Source organism: Zobellia laminariae (assembly GCF_030553095.1).
Taxonomy (GTDB): Bacteria; Bacteroidota; Bacteroidia; order Flavobacteriales; family Flavobacteriaceae; genus Zobellia; species Zobellia laminariae.
In genome coordinates this window covers 613,527-636,752 of record NZ_CP130738.1, presented here as the reverse complement: position 1 = coordinate 636,752, position 23,226 = coordinate 613,527, and the positions used below count along the sequence as shown (strand labels likewise).

19 protein-coding genes, 5 tRNA genes and 5 pseudogenes are annotated in these 23,226 nt (G+C 36.9%); 23 read left to right on the top strand and 6 right to left on the bottom strand.

Going from position 1 to position 23,226, the window contains the following annotated elements:
- Window positions 1-22: 22 nt before the first annotated feature.
- The 6 genes and pseudogenes from trpC to Q5W13_RS03125 form a co-directional block, all read right to left on the bottom strand.
- Window positions 23-805, bottom strand: coding sequence for an indole-3-glycerol phosphate synthase TrpC (gene trpC / locus Q5W13_RS03150; protein WP_304445348.1), 783 nt, complete (start codon window positions 803-805; stop codon window positions 23-25).
- A gap of 22 nt (window positions 806-827) precedes the next feature.
- Window positions 828-1,823, bottom strand: coding sequence for an anthranilate phosphoribosyltransferase (gene trpD / locus Q5W13_RS03145; protein WP_304445347.1), 996 nt, complete (start codon window positions 1,821-1,823; stop codon window positions 828-830).
- A gap of 57 nt (window positions 1,824-1,880) precedes the next feature.
- Window positions 1,881-2,444, bottom strand: a pseudogene (locus Q5W13_RS03140) (anthranilate synthase component II).
- A gap of 2 nt (window positions 2,445-2,446) precedes the next feature.
- Complete coding sequence (locus Q5W13_RS03135; RefSeq protein ID WP_155597526.1) at window positions 2,447-3,844, bottom strand: anthranilate synthase component I family protein; 1,398 nt, start codon at window positions 3,842-3,844, stop codon at window positions 2,447-2,449.
- 241 nt (window positions 3,845-4,085) lie between these two features.
- Window positions 4,086-4,661, bottom strand: a complete 576-nt coding sequence (locus tag Q5W13_RS03130) for a YceI family protein (protein WP_304445346.1) — start codon at window positions 4,659-4,661, stop codon at window positions 4,086-4,088.
- Between the two features lie 35 nt (window positions 4,662-4,696).
- Complete coding sequence (locus Q5W13_RS03125; RefSeq protein ID WP_304445345.1) at window positions 4,697-5,146, bottom strand: MarR family winged helix-turn-helix transcriptional regulator; 450 nt, start codon at window positions 5,144-5,146, stop codon at window positions 4,697-4,699.
- A gap of 160 nt (window positions 5,147-5,306) precedes the next feature.
- Here Q5W13_RS03125 and Q5W13_RS03120 point away from each other — a divergent pair, with 160 nt between their 5' ends.
- The 23 genes and pseudogenes from Q5W13_RS03120 (at window position 5,307) to rpoB (ending at window position 23,196) form a co-directional block, all read left to right on the top strand.
- A complete protein-coding gene (locus Q5W13_RS03120) occupies window positions 5,307-5,618 on the top strand; it encodes a rhodanese-like domain-containing protein (RefSeq protein WP_304445344.1) in 312 nt (103 codons plus the stop codon).
- Between the two features lie 144 nt (window positions 5,619-5,762).
- Window positions 5,763-7,036 (top strand): annotated as a pseudogene (locus Q5W13_RS03115) (DUF2851 family protein).
- A 74-nt stretch (window positions 7,037-7,110) separates the two neighbouring features.
- The gene (locus tag Q5W13_RS03110) at window positions 7,111-7,338 is read left to right on the top strand and encodes a PspC domain-containing protein (protein WP_155597522.1); all 228 of its coding nucleotides are present in this window, start codon (window positions 7,111-7,113) and stop codon (window positions 7,336-7,338) included.
- A gap of 47 nt (window positions 7,339-7,385) precedes the next feature.
- The gene (locus Q5W13_RS03105) at window positions 7,386-8,348 is read left to right on the top strand and encodes a potassium channel family protein (protein WP_304445343.1); all 963 of its coding nucleotides are present in this window, start codon (window positions 7,386-7,388) and stop codon (window positions 8,346-8,348) included.
- A 109-nt stretch (window positions 8,349-8,457) separates the two neighbouring features.
- Window positions 8,458-10,531: pseudogene (locus Q5W13_RS03100) on the top strand (amino acid carrier protein).
- A 21-nt stretch (window positions 10,532-10,552) separates the two neighbouring features.
- On the top strand, window positions 10,553-11,449 hold the full coding sequence (locus Q5W13_RS03095) for a ComEA family DNA-binding protein (RefSeq protein WP_304445342.1): 897 nt from the start codon (window positions 10,553-10,555) through the stop codon (window positions 11,447-11,449).
- Window positions 11,450-11,460: 11 nt separating this feature from the next.
- Window positions 11,461-12,630, top strand: coding sequence for an acyl-CoA dehydrogenase family protein (locus tag Q5W13_RS03090; protein ID WP_304445341.1), 1,170 nt, complete (start codon window positions 11,461-11,463; stop codon window positions 12,628-12,630).
- A gap of 135 nt (window positions 12,631-12,765) precedes the next feature.
- Window positions 12,766-12,960, top strand: coding sequence for a 30S ribosomal protein S21 (rpsU, locus tag Q5W13_RS03085; protein ID WP_155597518.1), 195 nt, complete (start codon window positions 12,766-12,768; stop codon window positions 12,958-12,960).
- Window positions 12,961-13,110: 150 nt separating this feature from the next.
- Entirely contained in the window at window positions 13,111-14,001 is an 891-nt protein-coding gene (locus Q5W13_RS03080) for a tyrosine-type recombinase/integrase (protein ID WP_155597517.1), read from the top strand.
- Window positions 14,002-14,041: 40 nt separating this feature from the next.
- Window positions 14,042-14,344 (top strand): ribosome hibernation-promoting factor, HPF/YfiA family, encoded by a 303-nt coding sequence (gene hpf / locus Q5W13_RS03075; protein WP_155597516.1) that lies wholly within the window; start codon window positions 14,042-14,044, stop codon window positions 14,342-14,344.
- Between the two features lie 102 nt (window positions 14,345-14,446).
- Window positions 14,447-14,520, top strand: a tRNA-Thr gene (locus Q5W13_RS03070).
- A gap of 26 nt (window positions 14,521-14,546) precedes the next feature.
- Window positions 14,547-14,628, top strand: a tRNA-Tyr gene (locus Q5W13_RS03065).
- Window positions 14,629-14,684: 56 nt separating this feature from the next.
- Window positions 14,685-14,757 (top strand) — tRNA-Gly (locus Q5W13_RS03060).
- Window positions 14,758-14,827: 70 nt separating this feature from the next.
- Window positions 14,828-14,899: transfer RNA gene (locus Q5W13_RS03055), tRNA-Thr, on the top strand.
- A gap of 55 nt (window positions 14,900-14,954) precedes the next feature.
- A pseudogene (gene tuf / locus Q5W13_RS03050) lies at window positions 14,955-16,142 on the top strand (elongation factor Tu).
- Between the two features lie 69 nt (window positions 16,143-16,211).
- Window positions 16,212-16,285 (top strand) — tRNA-Trp (locus Q5W13_RS03045).
- Window positions 16,286-16,306: 21 nt separating this feature from the next.
- Window positions 16,307-16,495 carry a preprotein translocase subunit SecE gene (gene secE / locus Q5W13_RS03040; RefSeq protein WP_155597514.1) on the top strand — a complete coding sequence of 63 codons (189 nt, stop codon included), beginning with the start codon at window positions 16,307-16,309 and terminating at the stop codon, window positions 16,493-16,495.
- Window positions 16,496-16,504: 9 nt separating this feature from the next.
- A complete protein-coding gene (nusG, locus tag Q5W13_RS03035) occupies window positions 16,505-17,056 on the top strand; it encodes a transcription termination/antitermination protein NusG (RefSeq protein WP_304445340.1) in 552 nt (183 codons plus the stop codon).
- A 67-nt stretch (window positions 17,057-17,123) separates the two neighbouring features.
- The gene (gene rplK / locus Q5W13_RS03030; protein WP_155597512.1) at window positions 17,124-17,561 is read left to right on the top strand and encodes a 50S ribosomal protein L11; all 438 of its coding nucleotides are present in this window, start codon (window positions 17,124-17,126) and stop codon (window positions 17,559-17,561) included.
- Between the two features lie 20 nt (window positions 17,562-17,581).
- Window positions 17,582-18,271 (top strand): 50S ribosomal protein L1, encoded by a 690-nt coding sequence (rplA, locus tag Q5W13_RS03025; RefSeq protein ID WP_155597511.1) that lies wholly within the window; start codon window positions 17,582-17,584, stop codon window positions 18,269-18,271.
- A 28-nt stretch (window positions 18,272-18,299) separates the two neighbouring features.
- The gene (rplJ, locus tag Q5W13_RS03020; protein ID WP_155597510.1) at window positions 18,300-18,815 is read left to right on the top strand and encodes a 50S ribosomal protein L10; all 516 of its coding nucleotides are present in this window, start codon (window positions 18,300-18,302) and stop codon (window positions 18,813-18,815) included.
- Between the two features lie 52 nt (window positions 18,816-18,867).
- Window positions 18,868-19,242 (top strand): 50S ribosomal protein L7/L12, encoded by a 375-nt coding sequence (rplL, locus tag Q5W13_RS03015; protein ID WP_155597509.1) that lies wholly within the window; start codon window positions 18,868-18,870, stop codon window positions 19,240-19,242.
- A gap of 143 nt (window positions 19,243-19,385) precedes the next feature.
- A pseudogene (rpoB, locus tag Q5W13_RS03010) lies at window positions 19,386-23,196 on the top strand (DNA-directed RNA polymerase subunit beta).
- Window positions 23,197-23,226: the final 30 nt, after the last annotated feature.

The following is a 23,226-nucleotide window of genomic DNA, read 5'->3' as shown; positions in this document are numbered from 1 at the left end:
AGTCATCGCTATTGGGTCGCAATTACGACAATTGATTTATAAATTTCTTGGCGTTTTCACCGGGATTATCGGTCTTCATAAAATTTTCACCAATTAAAAAACCTTGGTAACCATAAGGCTTCAAATCTTTAATAGCCTCTATTGAGCTGATACCGCTTTCTGAAACCTTTATAAACTCATCTGGAATTAGTTGAGAAAGCGATTTGCTCGTCTCTAAGCTAACTTTAAAAGTTTTTAGATTTCTATTGTTTACACCCAGCATATCTAGGCTAGGCATAATACTTTTATGTAGTTCTGGTTCATTGTGCACTTCTAATAATACATCTAAGCCAAGACTTTTTGCCAATTCTGAAAACGTTTTAATTTCTTCTTTGGATAAAATGGCCGCTATTAAAAGAATAACATCTGCACCATGGGCTTTTGCCTCAAGAAGCTGATATTCATCTATAATAAATTCTTTTCGTAATAAAGGCATTTGCACTGCTGCACGAGCCAATAGTAAATCGTCTAAAGAACCACCAAAATATTTACCGTCAGTTAAAACGGACATACCACAAACTCCTGCATTTTCATATCCTGAGGCTACATCTTGAACATTCAGACCTTGGTTAATTTCTGATTTTGATGGTGAGCGACGCTTGTGTTCCGCAATGATGCCAGAACTACTATTGCGAAGCGCATTGCTCAAAGAAACCGTTTGACGTGAGAACAAGACCGAGTTTTCTAATTGTGAAACCGGAATAAGAGACTTTTTTAAGTCTACTTCTTTACGTTTGTCCGCTACTATTTTATCTAGAATGTTCATGTTTCCTTCTTTGAAAATACTTTTAGTTTTTACTCAATTCTTGTAATTTTCTCAAAGCATTTAAACCTTTTCCGGCCAACAAAGATTCTTTGGCCTTTTCAAAACCTTCTATTGGACTTAGGTTTTGAACGGTTGCAATAGCAATACCTGCATTGGCACACACTACGTTGTTTTGAGCCTCCGTACCGCGGCCTTGCAGTACGTTCAAGAATATCTGTGCGGAGTCTTCAATGGAATCACCTCCAATAATTTGAGACTGTTTTATTTTCGGCACGCCAAAATCTTCTGGTTTCAGCATACTTTCTGAATGGTTAGAAATAGTTTTTGTATTTCCTGTTAATGATATTTCATCATATCCATCCAATGCATGAAGCACGGTAAATTTCTTATCTGTATTTTGATAAAGGTAACCGTACATTCTAGCGAGTTCAAGATTGAAAACACCTACTATTTGGTTTTTTGGAAAAGCAGGGTTTACCATTGGCCCCAACATATTGAAAAATGTTTTCACGGCCAATTCTTTTCTAATTGGACCTACATTTTTCATAGCTGGGTGAAACAATGGAGCGTGTAAAACACAAATACCAGCTTGATCAATAGATTTTCTAAGAAAGTCGGCTTCATTACTGAACTTAATCCCTAGAAATTCCATTACATTACTACTTCCACACTTAGAAGAAACTCCATAGTTACCATGTTTGGTAACATTTACACCGGCACCAGCCGTTACAAATGAGGCTAAAGTAGAGATGTTGAACGTGTCTTTTCCGTCACCACCAGTTCCACAAAGGTCAATAGGGTCGTATTCAGAAAGGTCAACGGCCAAACATAATTCTAAAAGCGCGTCACGAAAACCTTCTAATTCATCTATAGTAATGCTACGCATCATATAAACCGTTAGAAATGCGGCAATCTGACTTGTATTATAATCTCCTTTTGCAATGTTCACCAACACTTGTTTTGCTTCTTCTTTTGGAAGAATATCGTGGTTGATGAGCTTATTTAATGTTTCTTTCATGATACTGTTCTTACTACTATGGGATACTACTTAGTGTATTTTGTGCGATTTCTTAATTTAGTTTTTTACCCAGTTGGCAAGAATTTTTTTGCCTTCAGGTGTCAAAACCGATTCCGGATGAAATTGCACTGCAGAAACATCGTATACTTTATGACGAAGCGACATAATCTGACCGTTTTCATCTACTGAAGTGGCTTCTAGGCTTTCCGGTAGATTTGGGTCTACGACCCAAGAATGATAGCGGCCAACAAGTAATTTTTTAGGTAAACCTTCAAAATTTGGGTCGTCTTTAGTTATTGTTATTTCGGTAGCAATACCGTGATAAACTTCTTCTAGATTGATAAGCGAACCACCAAAAACTTCACATATGGCCTGTTGTCCTAAACAAACGCCAAAAATACTTTTTGTAGGAGCGTATTTTGCAATGATTTCTTTTAGAAGTCCTGCTTCATCTGGGATCTTAAGGACTTACGAAAGAACAATCTTATCAAAAGCATCAACCTCTTCTATGGTTAATTGGTCGTTACGTTTTACAATAACCTCACAATCTAAGTCTTCTAAATAATGAACCAAATTATAAGTAAAGCTATCGTAGTTGTCTATTACTAAAATCTTCTTCATGGTTATATGGTTTCAGCAATTTTCAAAGCTTTGGTAAGTGCGCCCAATTTATTATATGTTTCTTGAAGTTCGTCTTCTGGGTCAGATGCGGCAACAATACCTGCACCTGCTTGGTAATGTAGTTGGTGATTTTTACTTAAAAAAGTACGTATCATAATGGCATGGTTAAAGTTACCGTCAAAATCCATAAAGCCAATGGCACCACCGTAGTAGCCACGACTGGTCTTTTCATACTTTTCAATAAGCTGCATGGCCATGTGTTTTGGTGCGCCGCTCAAAGTACCTGCAGGAAAAGTATCTGCCACCACTTTCATGGTAGGAATATCCTTTTTCTTTTTGCCCATTACTTTTGATACCAAATGAATAACATGAGAGAAGAACTGCACCTCCCTGTAGTTGGTGACCTCTACCATACTACCGTTTCGGCTTAAGTCGTTACGAGCTAAGTCAACTAACATAACATGCTCGCTATTCTCTTTATCGTCTTCCGTAAGTTCTTTGGCTAAGATGGCATCTTGTTCATCATTTCCGGTACGTTTAAAAGTTCCGGCAATAGGATGAATTTCTGCATTACCATCTTTTACAATAAGCTGTGCTTCAGGAGAGCTTCCAAAAATTTTAAAATCGCCATAATCAAAGTAAAATAAGTAAGGTGATGGATTTACAGAACGTAGCGCTCGGTATACATTAAATTCATCTCCTTTAAAACCTTGAGAAAAACGGCGAGATAGTACCAATTGAAAAACATCGCCGCGTTGGCAGTGTTTTTTAGCTAATCGTACATGTTCTCTATATTCTTCATCTTCTAAGTTAGAAGTAGCTTCACCGTCTAAAGAAAATTTATAGGAAGCAAAAGTGCGTACATCTAAAATATGCGCAATTTCCGTGGTGTTTTCTTCTGTGTTGAAGCAATGTGCAAAAATATAAGCTTCATTTTTTTGGTGGTCTATGGCAATTATATTCTGGTAAACCGCGTAATAAATGTCAGGAATGGAAACAGAATTGTCTTTTTTGCTGATTTTGACATCTTCATAGTAACGGACTGCGTCGTAGGCCATGTAGCCAAAAATACCGTTGTTTATGAATTTAAAATCGCTCTCCTCGGCTTCAAATTTTTTGCTAAAATCATGAAGGACTTTTACAACATCTGTATCTGAATTGATTTCCGTTTCATTGGAAGTCTGATCAGGAAAGTTTTCAACTATTGTTTCGTTCTCTATTTTTATAGAGGCAATAGGGTTGCAACAGATATACGAAAAACTATTGTCCGCCGCATGGTAGTCGCTACTTTCTAACAAAATACTGTTCGGGAAACGATCTCTAATTTTTAGATAGACGCTTACCGGAGTAATAGTATCTGCTAGAATTTTTTTGTGATAAGATTTTAATTTGTACTTCATGTTGATAGTATTCAAATGCAAAAGGCTTGTCGTGAAGACAAGCCTTTATATAGTTTTACTACAATGATGCTTAGCTCACGATATCTGTCGAGAGTTGTTCCACCACCAAGTATTTGCGTTATTTCTGTTCATTGGTTCAAATATAGAAATCATTTTTAAAACCACAAACCGATTGTTTGAAAAAAACAAAACCCTGCAATCGTGTTAAATGCAGGGCTTTGGTTTTAGTTCTTAAAGTGATTTAGAATTCTAAATCTACCACAAGATCAAACTCATCATAAATGGTCTTGTCACCTAAGTTTTCAAAGAAATTCCCAGAACCATATTTAATGTCATAGGCAGTTCTATCTACTTTTACAGAAGCAGTTGCTTTGCTACCATAAACAGATACATCAAAAGTTACAGGTTTAGTAATACCTTTAATAGTTAGGTCACCAGTAACTTCGTAAGCATTTTTACCTTTAGCTTCAACACTAGTGAAAACCAATGTAGCTTCTGTGTTCTTCTCGGTTGAAAAGAAATCTTCAGATTTTAAATGGCCTTCTAGTTTTCCTTTAGATTCACCTTCAAGGTCAGTAGCTACAAGAGTAGTCATGTCTACTACAAATTCACCACCGGTAAGTTTGTCTCCATCAAAAGCCAAAGTACCCGATTTTAAGTTTACAGTACCAGTATGTGAACCAGTTACTTTATATGCTTTCCAAGTAATTGTACTTGTCTCTGTTTTTACTTCTTTTTTCTCTTCTGCCACAGGCTCTGTTGCAGTTGCAACTCCAAATACCAAGGCTAGGGCTAAACTAAATACTCCTTTTTTCATAATTGATTGTAAAATTTAATTAATAATTAGTGTTTCTATTCAAATTTGTTGAACAATATGTTCAGTTGTTCCATTTCTTTATCAGATAGATTTTGAAGCACATTATCTTCAGCTTCTGACATTGAGGCATCCATTCTCTTCAAAGCTAGAAGTCCCTCTTTAGTTATACGTATTTCAACCTTTCGTCGGTTCGAAGGGCAAACCTTTCTTTCTACATATCCTTTTAACAATAGTTTATCTACCAAGCGCGTGGTATTGCTCATTTTAGTAACCATACTTTCATTAAGTGTGGCCAAGCTTGCAGGCTTTTTATTTTGACCTCTTAATATACGTAGTACATTAAACTGTTGTAATGATACGCCATAAGGTTTTAAAGCAGCACTTAGCGCTTCCGTAATTGTATTATTAACCAATAAAAAGTGAATCAGCGTTCGGCTTTTTAAAGGAATTTCTTTTTCGGTCTTTAAAATATCTTCAACATTCATGTCAATACAACTATTGTATATACAAATGTAAGTTGATTGTTTGATGTGAAGAAATATTGAAGCGGTAATTTTTTGTTAAATATTTAGGAAAAGCCTTTGCGTCAAAATCCGTAATTTTGAATTTTAATTGATATCCGCGGTAGCGATAAAAAATAACGTTATGAATTTATCACAAGAAGAGTGGGAAGAGCAATTGGCAAAAGATGACAATGCACTTATCCTAGATGTTAGAACTCCACAAGAAATAGAAGAAGGTTATATTCCTAAATCTACTAATATAGATTTTTATCTTGGACAAGATTTCTTGAACGAGATAGAAAAGCTTGATAAGAGTAAGAATTATTATGTGTATTGCCGTAGTGGTAACCGTAGCGGTCAGGCCTGTGCAATTATGAATAGCGTAGGTATTGAGAATGCCTATAATTTGGAAGGCGGTTTCATGAATTGGGATGGAGCAATAGAAGGGGAGTAATTAAATTTGCTTTCTAAACCTTAAAGAAATAGAGTCCTCAATAAATGCCTTTTAAAGGTGTTTTTGGGGACTTGTTGTTTCTTGTAATTTAGTTTTTACAATTATTGTCTTTACATTGTGCAGAGGAAAGATAAACTATTTGCCATGCGTGAAGACCTTCTTCATTTTATTTGGAAGTATAAAAAAATACAACTTACCGACTTGGTGACGACCCAAGGAGAAAGTTTGTCTCTTTTGGATTTTGGTACCCACAACCTATTGGCAGGTCCTGATTTTTTTAATGCTAAAATAAATATTGATAATCAGGTTTGGGCAGGTAATGTAGAGATGCATTTAAAATCTTCTGACTGGTACGCGCATCATCATGAGGAAGATGAAAACTATAACAATGTAATACTACATGTAGTTTGGGAGGACGATGCCGAGGTTTTAGAAAAGATAACAGCAGTATACCCACTTTAGAACTCCGTAAGTATATTCCATTGCAGCTTTTGCAATTGTACCAAAAGCTTTTTGATAAAAATGAAACTCGTTTTATTAATTGCGAAAAAGACATTAAAGATGTTGACGATTTCTTGGTTAAAAATTGGTTAGAGCGACTTTATTTTGAAAGACTAGAAACCAAAGCCGAATTTGTATTTACGCTTTTGGAAAAATCTAATAATGACTGGGAGCAAGTTTTGTTCATATTGCTTTTAAAGACTTTTGGACTTAAGATTAACGGAGCTTCCTTTTTAAGTTTGGGCTCTGCTCTTGAATTTTCTGTTTTTAGAAAGCAGCAAGAGAATCTCTTTCAGATGGAGAGTTTACTCTTTGGGATGACTCATCTATTAGAAGGTGAGGAGGTTTTAGATGAATATTATATTCAGCTTAAGAAAGAGTATGCTTACCAGAAGAAAAAATATAATTTGAAAGATGAAAGCGTTCTGAAGCCACAATTCTTTAAGCTAAGACCGCCCAATTTTCCAACTATCCGCCTATCGCAATTGGCTAATTTATACGCTACACATTCATCATTGTTTCAAAAAGTAGTTACGGCAACAAGCTTAGAGGAAATGCATACGTTGTTTGAAGTTTCTGCCAGTGGCTACTGGAACAATCATTATACATTTGGTAAGGAGTCAAAAAAGAACCCAAAAAAACTCACCCCAAAGTTTATTGATCTTTTGATTGTAAATGCTATACTGCCGCTGCAATTTTGTTACGCCAAATACCAAGGTAGGGATGTTAATGAGAGTATAATCAATATCATCTCAAAAATCAAAAAAGAAGAGAATACGGTCGTGCGTAATTTTAATACACACAGTCTTGTTATTGCCAATGCACAAGAGAGTCAGGCTTTATTGCAATTATATAATGAGTACTGTACGCAAAACAAATGTTTGCAATGTGCGGTAGGAACTAGTTTATTGCGTTGAAATGGTTAAATTTGATTTCTTGATTATGATAAATATGCTTTTAAGAGCACGTCCTGTCAATACCCAGATTTAATATGAATATTTTCTATAAACTACTTTATTATTTTCAGAAACGTGGTTTTGAGGTATGCCGTAGAATTGCGGAAAGATTAGGTATTAGGGCTAGAGTAGTCCGTACTTCGTTTATCTATCTAACTTTTGTAACCCTTGGTTTTGGTTTTGCACTTTATTTGTTTTTGGCGTTTTGGCTAGGAATAAAAGATCTAATGTATACAAAACGTACTTCCGTTTTTGATTTATGAAGATTACACAATTCTTTCAGTCTAGAATGAATATAGCGCTGACGTTAATGTCAAGCGTGTTAATAATTGGTGTTCTTGGTTACCGCTTTCTATCGGAGCTTTCTTGGATAGATGCCCTTTATATGACCATTATTACGGTTACCACAGTAGGTTTTTCCGAAGTTGGGCCAATGGATACCCAAGAAAAATTATTCACCGTAGTACTGATTATACTTAGTATCTTCATTTTTGCATTTGCTATCTCGGTCATTACCGAATATATTTTGAGTAGAAATTCACTAGAGGAATTAAAAAATAAAAAAGTGAAAAATAAGATAGAAAGCCTTTCTAATCATGTTATTGTATGTGGTTTTGGTAGAAATGGAATGCAGGCCGTTAAGCGATTAACAGCCTATAATAAGTCATTTGTAATTATCGAAAGGGATAAAGAAGTTATTGAAAAATATGATGAAGACGTCTTATTTATAGAAGGAGACGCTAACGAAGATGAAGTTTTACTAGCTGCAGGTATTGATCGCGCTCGGTATCTCATAACAGCACTTCCCGATGATGCTACCAATCTTTTTGTAGTGCTATCTGCACGACAATTAAACAAAGCTCTTTTTATAGTTACAAGGGCGTCTTTGCTTACTTCACAAAAAAAATTGCTATTGGCCGGTGCCGATAAGGTTATTATGCCGGATAAAATTGGTGGAGACCACATGGCTTCATTAATTGTGATGCCGGATTTAATTACTTTTATGGATAAGCTGGGCGTAGAGGGCGAACATACGACTAATTTAGAAGAGGTTGCTATTGAAGATTTCAAAGAACAAGTGGAGTGTAATTCTTTGCGAGATTTGGATCTTAGAAGGCGAACAGGCTGTACCATAATTGGTTATATAGAGCCAGATGGTAATTATATAATTAACCCTGAGGCAGACTTACAATTGCAGCCAAGGAGTAAAGTAATTGTTTTGGGTAGACCGGAGCAAATACGAAAATTAAATGAAATGTTTAAGATTGGTTAGTCCCATCTACGTTAATTGAACATTATTATTTGATTGTGTTACTATTTTTTATGATATTGCCGCAATTGTGTTAAAACCATTGACGAGCACTAAACCGACAAAAATACATATGAAGAAATTTACCTTATTGTTTTTCCTACTACTTGGTGTAGTGGCCTTTTCTCAAGAACTTGTTGTAAAAGGCAAGGTTTACAACCCTTCAGCACAAATAAACGATGGTGTAATTGAGTTAAATGTAACAGGAGGAACCCCTCCATATGTTTATAAATGGAATAATCAATCAACCGCTTTGTCTTCTAAAAGAGCCAGCGGACTTGTTGAAGGTGTGCCTTATAATGTATTGGTTACCGATGCTGCAGGTAATTCAGAAACTAAAGTATTTGAAATAGAGCCCACAGTAATAGCCGAAATTTTTAATGGTACAATGACCCCTGCGGTAAGCGCATTAGGGGCTATACTTTTTTGGGACCCTTTTGCTGCTATAGGTATTTATGATCCTGTGGTTTATGCAGATGTTAAGTTGGTAGGTACTCCGGGTTGGACCAACGAAACGGAAAATAGATTCGTTCTCAAAAAGTGGTTAAAGCCTGAGGGAGCTAAGGTTAAAAAAGGAGATAATATTGCTATAATTTCAAGTAATGACGAAGAGGATTTGACCGTCACAGCTACCGTTACAGGAGAATTGAAATATTTGGTAGGTGAGGGTAAAGTTATTTACAATTCTGAAAATGCAAAACATGTTATTGAGTCAGGGGCACATTACTTGGCAGAAATTAAGTATGATGAGCCTTTAGTAATGGTGCACCCAAATGGAGACCCTATTACTAAGCCTATCCCCTTTATTGTAATTTGGTTGGTACTAGGAGCTACTTTCTTTACGATTAGAATGGGCTTTATAAATATTAGAGGTTTTGGGCACTCTATAGATTTGGCAAGAGGAAAGTATGATGATCCTGATGCGCCAGGTCAGGTTACACACTTTCAAGCGTTGGCAACAGCAGTATCGGGTACGGTAGGACTTGGAAATATAGCGGGTGTTGCTGTTGCGGTTTCTTTAGGTGGTGCGGGAGCTACATTTTGGATGATCGTATGTGGTTTATTAGGAATGTCTTCCAAGTTTGTTGAATGTACTTTGGGAGTAAAATATAGAGATATATTACCTGACGGAAGGGTTTTTGGAGGTCCAATGAATTACTTAAGATACGGGTTAGAGAAACGTGGCATGAAAGGTTTTGGTAAAATCCTTAAGAGGTTTCTTTGCTGTCTTGGCTATTGGAGCTTCCTTTGGTGGGGGAAACATGTTTCAAGCGAATCAATCTTTTGAGCAATTAGCAGGGCAATTTCCAGCATTGGTTGGTCAAGGATTTTGGTTTGGTGTGGTTACAGCAATTCTTGTAGGTGTTGTAATTATTGGAGGAATTAATAGTATAGCTAATGTTACGGGAAAGATTGTTCCTTTAATGGCTTCGGTTTATATTATAGCGGCCTTGGCGGTAATTATAATGAATATAGAAAACATAGGGCCTGCATTTACGGCAATATGGGAAGGAGCTTTTAGTCCATCTGCTTTAAAAGGTGGGGTTATAGGTGTTCTGGTAATCGGTTTTCAGAGGGCGGCCTTCTCTAATGAGGCGGGCGTTGGTTCTGCGGCCATTGCGCATAGTACCGCAAAAACCAATCATCCTCCATCAGAGGGTTTTGTAGCTCTTCTTGAGCCATTTCTAGATACGGTGGTAGTTTGTACGCTTACGGCGCTTGTTCTTATTTTTACAGGTATGCACGAGGTAGAAGGTATGGCGGGAGCGCAGTTGACTTCAGATGCATTCGGAAGCCAGATTTCATGGTTCCCATATGTATTGGCTTTAGCAGTATTCCTTTTTGCTTTTTCTACAATGATATCATGGTCTTATTATGGTATGCGTGCGTGGACATACCTTTTTGGAAAAAGTAAAAAATCAGAGATGGTTTATAAAATGCTTTTCTTAGTATTTGTAGTTATCGGTGCTTCTGTTAGTTTAGGAGCTGTATTGGATTTCTCGGATATGATGATTCTGGCAATGTCGTTTCCAAATATTATCGGACTTTATATAATGTCTGGTGAGGTTAAAGGTGACTTAAGTACCTATTGGAAGAAACTTAAGAAAAACGAACTTTTTAAAAAACAGATAACCGCTAAGGAATAATTAATATATCTTATTTAGCGGATGAAAAATTTTAAATCCCACTTCAGGTTCAATAAACAAGAACGAAGTGGGGTTTTTTATTTGCTGTTCATAATAGTACTACTTCAAGTAGCTTACTTCGTTCTTCGCTCATCGGGAGCTACTGAGGTAGATAATTCATTTATTGAGAATAACGACCTGCAAACACAGATGGATAGTCTAAAGGCTAAGGAGCAAGTAAGAGACTCCATTAAACTCTATCCTTTCAACCCTAATTACATAACAGACTATAAGGGTTATACTCTGGGAATGTCCATAGAAGAAATAGATAGATTACATAGTTTTCGAAAGGATGGAAAATTTGCAAATTCCGCAGATGACTTTCAAGAAGTAACCCAAGTTTCAGATTCTTTACTACAAGTAATTTCTCCCTATTTTAAATTTCCTGAATGGACGCAGAAGAAATCAAAATCAACTTCATCTTATAAAACATCATCTAAAGAGCAAGATAGAGGCAGTAGAAAGGCTGAATCAAAATTTACAGTTTCCGATTTAAATTCCGCAACAATTGAAGAACTTCGGGAAATTAATGGAATTGGGGAAAAGCTTTCTGCTAGAATCGTAAAATTTAGGGATAGGTTAGGTGGGTTTTTGGTAAATGAACAATTGTATGATGTGTATGGATTAGAGCCTGAGGTTGTAGAGCGAACTTTGAAGCGGTTTCAAGTGCTTAAAAAGCCAGTTATCGAGAAAATTAATATAAATACAGCATCAGCAAAAAATCTATCGAAATTAGTATATCTTCAAAAAGACGTCTCTGAGGGTATAGTAAATTACAGAAGTGACAATGGAACCATACTTTCTTTTGATGAATTGTCAAAAATAGAGAATTTTCCATTTGAGAAGATTGATAGAATTAAGTTATATTTGACCCTATAAATTTAATTGGAATGCAAAGCATGTACTTTACGGAAGAACATCAATTATTTAGAGAGAGTCTCCGAGATTTTTTAAAGAAAGAAGTTGTACCTCATATAGATAAATGGGAAGCTTCGGGAACCATAGAACCCTTTATATGGAAAAAGTTTGGTGAAATGGGTTATTTTGGTCTTGCAACCCCTGAAACTTATGATGGACTTGGACTAGATCTTTTCTATACGGTTATATTTTTGGAAGAGCTCCAGAAAGTAAATTCAGGTGGTTTTGCTGCTGCCATGTGGGCACATGCTTATTTGGCTATGACCCATTTGAATAAAAATGCAAATGACACGCAGAAAAAAGCGTATTTGATTCCTAGTGTAAACGGGGAGAAAATAGGTTGTCTTGGTGTGACTGAGCCTTTTGGTGGTAGTGATGTTGCCGGTATGCGAACGACTGCTGTAAGAGAAGGGGATAGTTACATAATAAATGGCTCAAAGACTTTCATTACTAATGGGGTGTATGGTGACTACTGTATTCTTGCAGCAAAGACTGATCCATCTGCCGGTAATAAGGGAATAAGTATTTTTATTGTTGATTTAGATAAGGAAGGTGTCTCTGCTAATAAGTTAAATAAATTAGGTTGGCGTGCATCAGATACGGCAGAACTCGCTTTTGATAATGTAAAAATTCCAGCAAGTAGTTTGATGGGAGAAGAAGGAAAAGGTTTCACTTTTATAATGGAAGCTTTTGCTTTAGAACGTTTGGTTATGGGGGTAAATGCCCATGCTAGAGCAGAGTGGGCTTTAGACTATGCGCAGCAATATATGTCCGAGCGGGAAACGTTTGGTAAGTCTATTAATCAGTATCAGGCGTTAAGACATAAGTTTGTAGATCTGCATGCAGATATGGATTTGTGCAAGCAATACAATTACGGAGTGGTTTATAAAATGGGCAAAGGTGAGTATGTTGTTCGTGAAGCTACCATTTCTAAGTTAAAGTCTACAGAAATGGCCGATAAGGTTGCTTATGACTGTTTGCAGTTTTTAGGGGGTTACGGTTATATAGAGGATTATCCTATGGCACGTATGTTTAGAGATAGTCGTTTAGGGCCAATAGGAGGGGGGACCTCTGAAATACTAAAAGAGATAATTGCAAAAATCGTTATCGATAAAAAAGAATATAGAGTGCCAAAAGAGTAGTGAATATAAAGGCTGAGGAGTTATTAGTATTTTTTGATATGGCGTTTTCTGGTATATTTAAAAATAAGTAGTGCTCAATTGTAAATTAGTTTATATATTTGCCGCCTTAATCATATAGAAAGGAGGTTGTAGCCAATGTTAATTATACCAATAAAAGAAGGAGAAAACATCGATCGCGCTTTGAAGCGTTTCAAGCGTAAATTTGATAAAACGGGTACGATGCGCAGATTGCGTAAGCGTCAACAATTCACAAAACCTTCAGTTCAGCGCAGAGCGCAGATACAGAAAGCAGAATACATTCAAGGTTTAAGAGATAAAGAAGAAATCTAATAAATCTTGTTTAGTGTACAAATAGAAAAATCCCATCATATGATGGGATTTTTTTTTGTTTACATATTTTTCTCCGTGTAATTGCAACGTCTATTTCTTCTTGGCGTTGTTAAATCAGCAGTATGTTATCAACTTTGTTAACTTCGTAGTATGTCCTTGGAACCCTTTATATCATATTTGGCTTTAGAGAAGAACTATTCCGTTCATACGGTAACGGCATATAAAAGAGATTTAGAGGCGTTTAGTGATTTCTGTGATAATAATTACGATTATAAAAATATTGATGCTGTAGCGTACGGTATTGTGAGAAGTTGGATTGTTAGTTTGGTAGATGCCGGTGTTTCTAATCGATCTATAAACAGAAAAATGGCATCTCTAAAAGCTTACTATAGATTTCTTCAAAATATAGGGGCGATAGATATAAACCCATTAGCTAAGCATAAGGCTCTTAAAACAGCAAAGAAAATTGAAGTTCCTTTTTCGGAAATTGAAATGCAAAAAGTGCTTTCTCAAATAGATTTTGCAGATGATTTTGAAGGAGTTAGAGATCGCCTTATTATTGAGTTGTTCTATACAACTGGTATGCGTAGGGCGGAACTAATTAGTTTAAAAATGGTGAACGTAGATTTTTCGCAACAACATTTAAAGGTTTTGGGAAAAAGAAACAAAGAGCGTATTCTGCCATTATTGCCTTCTACTGTAGAACTTTTAGATGATTATTTAAGAGAAAGGGAGGCGCTTGAACTAATTGCCGATGAAGCATATGTTTTTTTGTTGAAGTCGGGCAATAAATTATATGAAAATCTTGTTTATCGGCTAATAAATAAGTATTTTAGTAAGGTGTCGTCTAAGGTAAAGAAGAGTCCTCATATCCTTAGACATACTTTTGCGACCCATCTGTTGAATAAAGGAGCAGACATGAATTCTGTAAAAGAGTTGTTGGGTCATGCAAGTTTGGCATCTACACAGGTATATACTCACAATAGTATTGCCGAGCTAAAAAAGGTACACGCCAAGGCTCATCCTAGGAGTAAAGAGTAATTGGGTGATTTTATATTGTTTAATTTAAAAACTACAACCTATGAAAGTAAATGCGCAATCAGTTAATTTCAACGCGGATCAGACACTTATCGATTTTTTACAGACCAGACTTGATAAGCTTGAAACCTTCTACGATAAGGTAATTAGCGCAGATGTTTATTTGAAGGTGGAAAACACCAGTTCAAAGGAAAATAAGATAGTAGAAATCAAATTGAATATTCCGGGTGATAAATTCATGATAAAAAAACAATGTAAGAAATTTGAGGAGGCAGTAGATTCTGCATGTAACTCCTTGGAAAGAAAGCTAATAAAGCACAAAGAAAAATCTCGTGTTCAAGCTTGATGATTTTTTTTTCATTTTTTGTTTTGAATATACAAAAAAACGTATACATTTGCAGTCCGTTAGAAATAGCGGACTTTTTTATGCCGGAAACAGCGTAGAAAGGCCGATGTAGCTCAGCTGGCTAGAGCAGCTGATTTGTAATCAGCAGGTCGTGGGTTCGAGTCCCTCCATCGGCTCTTAAGTTCTTTTAAAAAATTGGTTTGGGGAGATACTCAAGCGGCCAACGAGGGCAGACTGTAAATCTGCTGACTACGTCTTCGCAGGTTCGAATCCTGCTCTCCCCACTTTTTTTTAAACAGCCCAGTTTTTTGGGTTTTGAAATATTGGATTATTAAAATTTGCGGGAGTAGCTCAGTTGGTAGAGCGTCAGCCTTCCAAGCTGAATGTCGCCGGTTCGAACCCGGTCTCCCGCTCTAATAAACCAAGGTAATGTTTTGTAGTCTTAAATTTACAGACATTAGTCTTGAACCTTGAACCTAATAAGCCGACGTAGCTCAGGGGTAGAGCGTTTCCTTGGTAAGGAAGAGGTCACGGGTTCAATTCCCGTCGTTGGCTCAACAAAGGCATTATTTGTACACTAATATATAACTAAGATTAAAATTCATTAAAAATGGCAAAGGAAACTTTTGATCGTTCCAAACCGCACTTAAATATAGGTACTATTGGACACGTGGATCACGGTAAAACTACATTAACTGCTGCTATTACTACAGTTTTGGCAAATGCAGGTCTTTCTGAATTGAGAAGTTTCGAGTCTATCGATAACGCTCCTGAAGAAAAAGAAAGAGGTATTACTATTAACACTTCACACGTAGAGTATTCTACAGCTAACCGTCATTACGCTCACGTTGACTGTCCTGGTCACGCGGATTATGTAAAGAACATGGTTACTGGTGCTGCTCAGATGGATGGTGCTATTTTAGTTGTTGCAGCTACAGATGGTCCAATGCCACAAACTCGTGAGCACATCCTTTTGGGACGTCAGGTAGGTATTCCTAGAATAGTTGTATTCATGAACAAAGTGGATATGGTTGATGATGAGGAATTGATCGAGCTAGTTGAAATGGAAGTAAGAGAATTACTTTCTTTCTACGAGTATGATGGTGATAATGGTCCTGTAATTGCTGGTTCTGCATTAGGTGCATTGAACGGTGAGCAAAAATGGGTTGACACGGTAATGGAATTGATGGAGGCTGTTGATAACTGGATCGAACTTCCAAAGAGAGATGTTGAAAAAGATTTCTTGATGCCTGTTGAAGATGTATTTACAATTACTGGACGTGGTACTGTTGCAACTGGTCGTATTGAGACTGGTGTTGCTAATACAGGTGACCCTGTTGAGATTATCGGTATGGGAGCTGAGAAATTAACTTCTACTGTTACTGGTGTTGAGATGTTCCGTAAGATTTTGGATAGAGGTGAAGCTGGTGATAACGTAGGTATCTTGTTGAGAGGTATTGAAAAATCTCAGATTAGTAGAGGTATGGTTATTTGTAAGTAAGGTTCTGTTAAGCCTCATGCTAAATTTGAAGCTGAAGTTTATGTATTGAAAAAAGAAGAAGGTGGTCGTCATACACCATTCCATAATAACTATCGTCCACAGTTCTATGTAAGAACTACTGATGTAACTGGTAACATCGCACTTCCTGCAGGAGTTGAGATGGTAATGCCTTATGATAACCTTACTATTACAGTTGAGTTGATTCAACCAATTGCTTTAAGCTTAGGTTTACGTTTCGCTATCCGTGAAGGTGGTAGAACTGTAGGTGCCGGTCAGGTTACTAAGATTATAGATTAATTTATTATATAGGAATAATGTAATTAAGGGTGTTCTGCTTTAGTAGGGCACCTTTAAATGCAATTATAAACGGGTGTAGCTCAGTTGGTAGAGCACTGGTCTCCAAAATACAGGTGTCGGGAGTTCGAGTCTCTCCTCCCGTGCGAATTTAAGTAAGAATCATTATGTTAACGTATATAAAAGAATCTATAGAAGAGCTTCGTAACAATGTTACTTTGCCTCCAAGAGCCGAATCATCTAACCTTATGGTAGTGGTTGCGGTATTTTCTATTTTGTTCGCTTTGGCGACTTGGGGTGTGGATAGTGCATTCAGCAAATTGGTTCGATTGTATTTCGATAACATCTTAAACTAGTCAGTTGCTATGTCAGAAGTATTGGAAAAGAAATGGTATGTAGTAAGAGCTGTCAGTGGGCAAGAGAATAAAATCAAAGGCTATATTGAGAGTGAAGTAGAGCGCCATGGTTTTTCTGACTATTTAGAAGATATCCTTGTTCCAACGGAAAAGGTTATTCAGATTCGTAACGGAAAAAAGGTTAATAAAGAAAGAGTTTATTTTCCTTATTATATAATGATTAAAGCTAATCTTGGTGGTGAGATGATTCATATTGTACGTTCAATAACGAACGTAATTGGTTTTTTGGGTGAGACAAAAGGAGGTGATCCTGTTCCGTTGAGAAAAGCTGAAGTGAATAGAATGCTAGGTAAGGTAGATGAATTAGCTGTTAATACAGATGCGGTAGCTATACCTTTCACTCATGGTGAAACGGTAAAAGTTATTGATGGTCCGTTTAATGGGTTTAATGGTACCGTTGAGAAAATCAACGAAGAGAAGCGTAAACTAGAGGTAATGGTTAAGATTTTCGGAAGAAAGACGCCATTAGAGCTTAGTTATATGCAAGTAGAGAAAGTATAAGTTAAGTGTTACATATTTAAAGTTGTGTTGCTTCCAAAATAATACAGCTGAAATTTAATTTTAAACAATGGCAAAAGAAATAGGTAAAGTAGTTAAACTACAAGTTAGGGGAGGTGCAGCGAATCCGTCGCCACCGGTTGGACCCGCCTTAGGTGCTGCTGGTGTTAACATAATGGAGTTCTGTAAGCAGTTTAATGCTCGTACGCAGGACAAACAAGGTAAAGTATTACCTGTTGTTATCACCGTGTATAAGGATAAGTCATTTGACTTCCTTGTAAAAACACCACCGGCGGCAATTCAGCTATTGGAAGCGGCTAAGATTAAAAAAGGATCAGGTGAGCCTAATCGTGTAAAATCTGGTAATGTTACTTGGGATCAAGTTAAAACAATTGCCGAGGACAAAATGGTAGATCTTAATGCGTTTACAGTAGAATCTGCAATGAGCATGATTGCTGGAACAGCAAGGTCTATGGGTCTTAAAGTTGCAGGTAAGCGACCTTTCTAAAATCTTAAAAGCAATTTGAAATGGCAAAATTAACTAAGAAACAAAAAGACGCCCACGCTAAGATAGATAAAGATAAACTTTATTCTGTAGCTGAAGGTGCTGCTTTGGTAAAAGAAATTACCAATACAAAATTTGATGCATCTGTAGATTTGGCAGTGCGTTTGGGTGTAGATCCAAGAAAAGCAAACCAAATGATCCGTGGGGTGGTAACACTTCCTCATGGTACTGGTAAAGATGTTAAGGTTTTGGCCTTGGTAACACCAGATAAAGAAGCAGAGGCTACAGAAGCCGGTGCAGACTTTGTTGGATTGGATGAGTATTTGGAAAAAATAAAAGGCGGTTGGACAGATGTTGATGTTATCATCACTATGCCAAGCGTAATGGGTAAGCTAGGTCCTTTAGGACGAGTTTTAGGGCCAAGAGGTCTTATGCCTAATCCAAAGACAGGAACAGTTACTATGGATGTCGCTAAGGCGATAGCAGAAGTAAAGGCTGGTAAAATCGACTTTAAAGTAGATAAAACAGGTATCGTTCATGCTGCTGTAGGGAAAGCTTCTTTCTCTGCGGATAAATTGGAAGAAAATGCTAGAGAGTTGTTAGATACTTTAGTGAAAATGAAACCTGCTGCTGCTAAGGGTGTTTATATGAAAAGTATTTTCATGTCAAGTACCATGAGCCCAAGTGTTCAGTTAGATCCAAAGACAGTTTAATCGAACTGGGTAGTTCAAAATTTACAGTATGACAAGAGAAGAAAAAGCAAACGTAATACAGGATTTGACTTCACAGTTAGGCGATAATGCAACTATTTATTTAGCTGACATATCGGGCTTGAATGCAACGCAAACCTCAGATTTGAGAAGAGCTTGTTTTAAGGCAGATGTGAAACTAGCAGTAGTCAAAAATACATTGCTTGCAAAAGCAATGGAAGCTTCCGAAAGAGAATTCGGTGAACTTCCCGGAGTGCTTAAGGGCAATACTTCGTTGATGTTCTCAGAAGTAGGTAACGTTCCAGCAAAAATTATTAAGGCTTTTAGAAAGAAGTCTGATAAGCCTTTGTTGAAAGGAGCCTTCGTAGAAGAAGCGGTATATATTGGTGATGAGAATTTGGATGCACTTGTAAGCATTAAGTCCAAAGAAGAAATGATTGGTGAGGTTATTGGATTGTTACAATCCCCAGCCAAAAACGTTATTTCTGGACTTAAATCTGGTGGTGGTAAACTAGCAGGTATCCTTAAGACATTATCAGAAAGATAAGAACGCACTAGTAAACTAAGTATATTTTAAAAATTTATTAAACGATAGTAAAATGGCAGATTTGAAAGATTTCGCAGAACAATTGGTTAACTTAACCGTAAAAGAGGTAAATGAGTTAGCTAATATATTAAAAGATGAGTACGGTATAGAGCCTGCAGCTGCTGCAGTTGCTGTTGCTGCTGGTGGTGGAGACGCTGCTGAAGCTGCTGACGAGCAAACAGAATTTGATGTAATCTTAAAAGCAGCAGGTAGTTCAAAACTAGCTGTAGTTAAATTGGTTAAAGAATTGACTGGTCTTGGATTGAAAGATGCTAAAGATATCGTTGATAGCGCACCTAAAGCTGTAAAAGAAGGTGTTACTAAAGACGAAGCTGAAGGAATCAAAAAATCTTTGGAAGAAGCAGGAGCGGAAGTTGAGCTTAAATAGTATCAGCAACCATAACAATTTGGTTTAGGTCTTTCCTCGCTCCGGCGGAGCTAGACCTAAGCCTTTTTATACAAGTAAGACCCACGTATATGATGAGATATACGACCCGAATTTAGTATTCACGTTCAAAATACTGTCCATAGATGTTCACACAACAGACTGAGAGAATAAATTTTGCATCCGCTAAGAACACACCGGCTTACCCGGATTTCTTGGACATTCAGATAAAATCGTTTCAAGACTTTTTTCAGCTAGAAACGAAATCTGACGAAAGAGGCAATGAAGGCTTGTACAATACCTTCATGGAAAACTTCCCTATTACGGACACCAGAAACCAGTTCGTACTTGAATTTTTAGATTACTTCATAGATCCGCCAAGATATTCTATTCAAGAATGTATTGAGCGTGGTCTTACCTATAGTGTTCCGTTAAAAGCACGATTAAAATTATACTGTACCGATCCTGAGCACGAAGATTTCGAAACTATCGTGCAAGATGTGTATTTGGGTACTATTCCTTATATGACACCTAGTGGTACATTTGTTATCAACGGAGCGGAAAGGGTTGTAGTTTCTCAGTTACACCGTTCATAAGGTGTTTTCTTCGGTCAGTCATTTCATGCGAACGGAACTAAATTATATTCTGCCAGAGTTATACCTTTTAAAGGTTCTTGGATAGAATTTGCAACAGATATAAACGGTGTAATGTATGCGTACATTGATCGTAAAAAGAAGTTGCCTGTAACTACTCTTTTCAGAGCTATTGGCTTTGAAAGAGATAAAGATATTCTTGAAATTTTTGACCTTTCTGAAGAGGTTAAGGTTTCAAACGCAGGTCTTAAAAAAGTATTGGGACGTAAATTAGCCGCTAGGGTTTTGAACACTTGGCATGAAGATTTCGTTGATGAAGATACTGGTGAGGTGGTTTCTATTGAAAGAAACGAAATTGTTATAGATCGTGATACTGTTTTAGAGAAAGAACATATTGCAGAGATTATAGATGCTGATGTTAAAACCATTCTTCTCCATAAAGAGAGTAATGCACAATCAGATTACTCTATAATCCATAATACATTACAGAAGGATCCAACAAACTCTGAAAAAGAAGCTGTTGAACATATTTATCGTCAATTACGTAACGCTGAGCCGCCAGATGAGGAGACTGCACGTGGTATTATTGATAAATTATTCTTCTCTGATCAACGTTATAACTTAGGTGAAGTTGGACGTTACAGAATGAACAAGAAATTACAGTTGGATATCGGAATGGACAAGCAAGTCTTGACTAAGGAAGATATCATAACTATTATAAAATATTTGATCGAACTTATCAACTCTAAAGCAGAGATTGATGATATTGATCACCTTTCTAACCGTCGTGTTCGTACTGTTGGTGAGCAATTATCATCTCAGTTCGGTGTAGGTCTTGCGCGTATGGCAAGAACTATTCGTGAGCGTATGAACGTTCGTGATAACGAAGTGTTTACCCCAATAGATTTGATTAATGCTAAGACATTGTCTTCTGTTATTAATTCTTTCTTTGGTACTAACCAGTTATCTCAGTTTATGGATCAAACCAATCCATTAGCAGAGATTACGCACAAACGTAGATTATCAGCTCTTGGGCCAAGGTGGTCTTTCTAGAGAGCGTGCTGGTTTTGAGGTTCGTGATGTTCACTACACACACTACGGTAGACTTTGTCCTATTGAAACACCTGAAGGTCCAAACATTGGTTTGATATCTTCATTAGCGGTATTTTCTAAAGTAAACCCAATGGGCTTCTTGGAAACTCCATATCGTAAGGTGGATAATGCTAAGGTAAATACGAAGGAATTCGTTTACTTAAGTGCAGAGGAAGAAGAAGGAATGAAAATAGCGCAGGCTAACATTCCATTGAAAGAAGATGGTACAATTGATACGGATAAGGTTATTGCTAGGGAAGAAGGTGATTTTCCAGTAGTAAATCCTATTGAGATCAATTATACAGATGTAGCTCCTAACCAGATTGCATCTATATCTGCATCACTTATTCCATTCTTGGAACATGATGATGCCAACCGTGCATTGATGGGGTCTAACATGATGCGCCAAGCGGTACCATTGTTAAAGCCACAAGCACCAATTGTTGGTACAGGTCTTGAACGTCAGGTTGCTTCTGATTCTAGAGTATTGATAAATGCAGAAGGAGACGGAACTATAGAGTATGTAGATGCTAAAATGATTACGATTAAGTATGATCGTACTGATGCTGAGCGTTTAATCAGTTTTGAAGAAGACTCTAAATCATACAACTTGGTTAAGTTTAGAAAAACTAACCAAGGTACTAGTATTAACTTGAAACCGATTGTAAGAAGAGGCGATAAAGTTAAGAAAGGTCAGGTTCTTTGTGAAGGATATGCAACTGAAAAAGGTGAGTTGGCATTAGGTCGTAACCTTACTGTGGCTTTTATGCCTTGGAAAGGATATAACTTTGAGGATGCGATTGTAATTTCTGAAAAAGTAGTTCGTGAAGATATCTTTACTTCAATTCACGTAGATGAGTATTCTTTAGAGGTTAGAGATACTAAATTAGGTGCGGAAGAATTAACTCACGATATTCCTAATGTTTCTGAGGAAGCTACTAAGGATTTGGATGAAAACGGTATGATTCGTATCGGTGCCGAGGTTAAGCCTTATGACATTTTAATTGGTAAGATTACTCCAAAAGGAGAGTCTGACCCAACTCCTGAAGAAAAATTACTTAGAGCGATTTTTGGTGATAAAGCAGGTGATGTAAAAGATGCATCTTTAAAAGCATCTCCATCATTACATGGTGTTGTTATCGAGAAGAAATTGTTTTCTCGTTCGGTAAAAGATAAGCGTAAGCGTTCTGAAGATAAAGAGGAACTTAACAAGTTAGAGTTAGAGTACGAAGTGAAATTCCAAGAGTTGAAAGACGTCTTGATAGAGAAACTTTTTACTTTAATTAACGGTAAGACATCTCAAGGTGTTTTAAACGATTTAGGTGAAGAAGTATTACCAAAAGGTAAGAAGTATACACTTAAAATGTTAAACTCCGTAGATGATTTTGCTCACTTGGTAGGTGGTAGTTGGACAATGGATAAGGATACAAACATATCTGTTGCCGATTTGCTTCACAACTATAAAATAAAATTGAACGATCTTCAAGGAAACTTGAGAAGAGACAAGTTTACAATTTCTGTTGGTGATGAATTGCCAGCTGGAATTATGAAATTGGCTAAGGTTTATGTTGCCAAAAAGCGTAAGCTTAAAGTAGGTGATAAAATGGCAGGTCGTCACGGTAACAAAGGTATTGTATCTCGTATTGTTCGTCAAGAAGATATGCCTTTCTTGGCAGATGGAACTCCAGTAGATATCGTATTGAATCCATTGGGTGTACCTTCTCGTATGAACATTGGTCAGATTTACGAAACCGTATTAGGTTGGGCAGGTTTAAAGCTAGGAAAGAAATTTGGTACGCCAATTTTTGATGGTGCCACTTTAGATCAAATAAATGAGTATACAGATGAAGCTGGTATTCCAAGATTTGGTCATACTTATCTTCATGATGGTGGAACAGGTAAGCGTTTTGATCAACCGGCAACAGTTGGTGTGATTTATATGCTAAAACTTGGTCACATGGTAGATGATAAAATGCACGCACGTTCTATAGGACCATACTCTTTAATTACACAACAACCATTAGGTGGTAAAGCACAATTTGGTGGTCAGCGTTTTGGAGAGATGGAAGTTTGGGCTCTTGAGGCATACGGTGCTTCGGCAACTTTACGTGAAATATTGACCGTTAAGTCGGATGATGTTATTGGTAGAGCTAAGACCTATGAGTCAATAGTTAAGGGCGAAACCATGCCAGAACCCGGTTTACCGGAATCTTTCAATGTATTGATGCACGAACTTAAAGGTTTGGGCTTAGATATCCGTTTGGAAGAATAGAATCGATTGTAGCGATTGAAGAACACACAT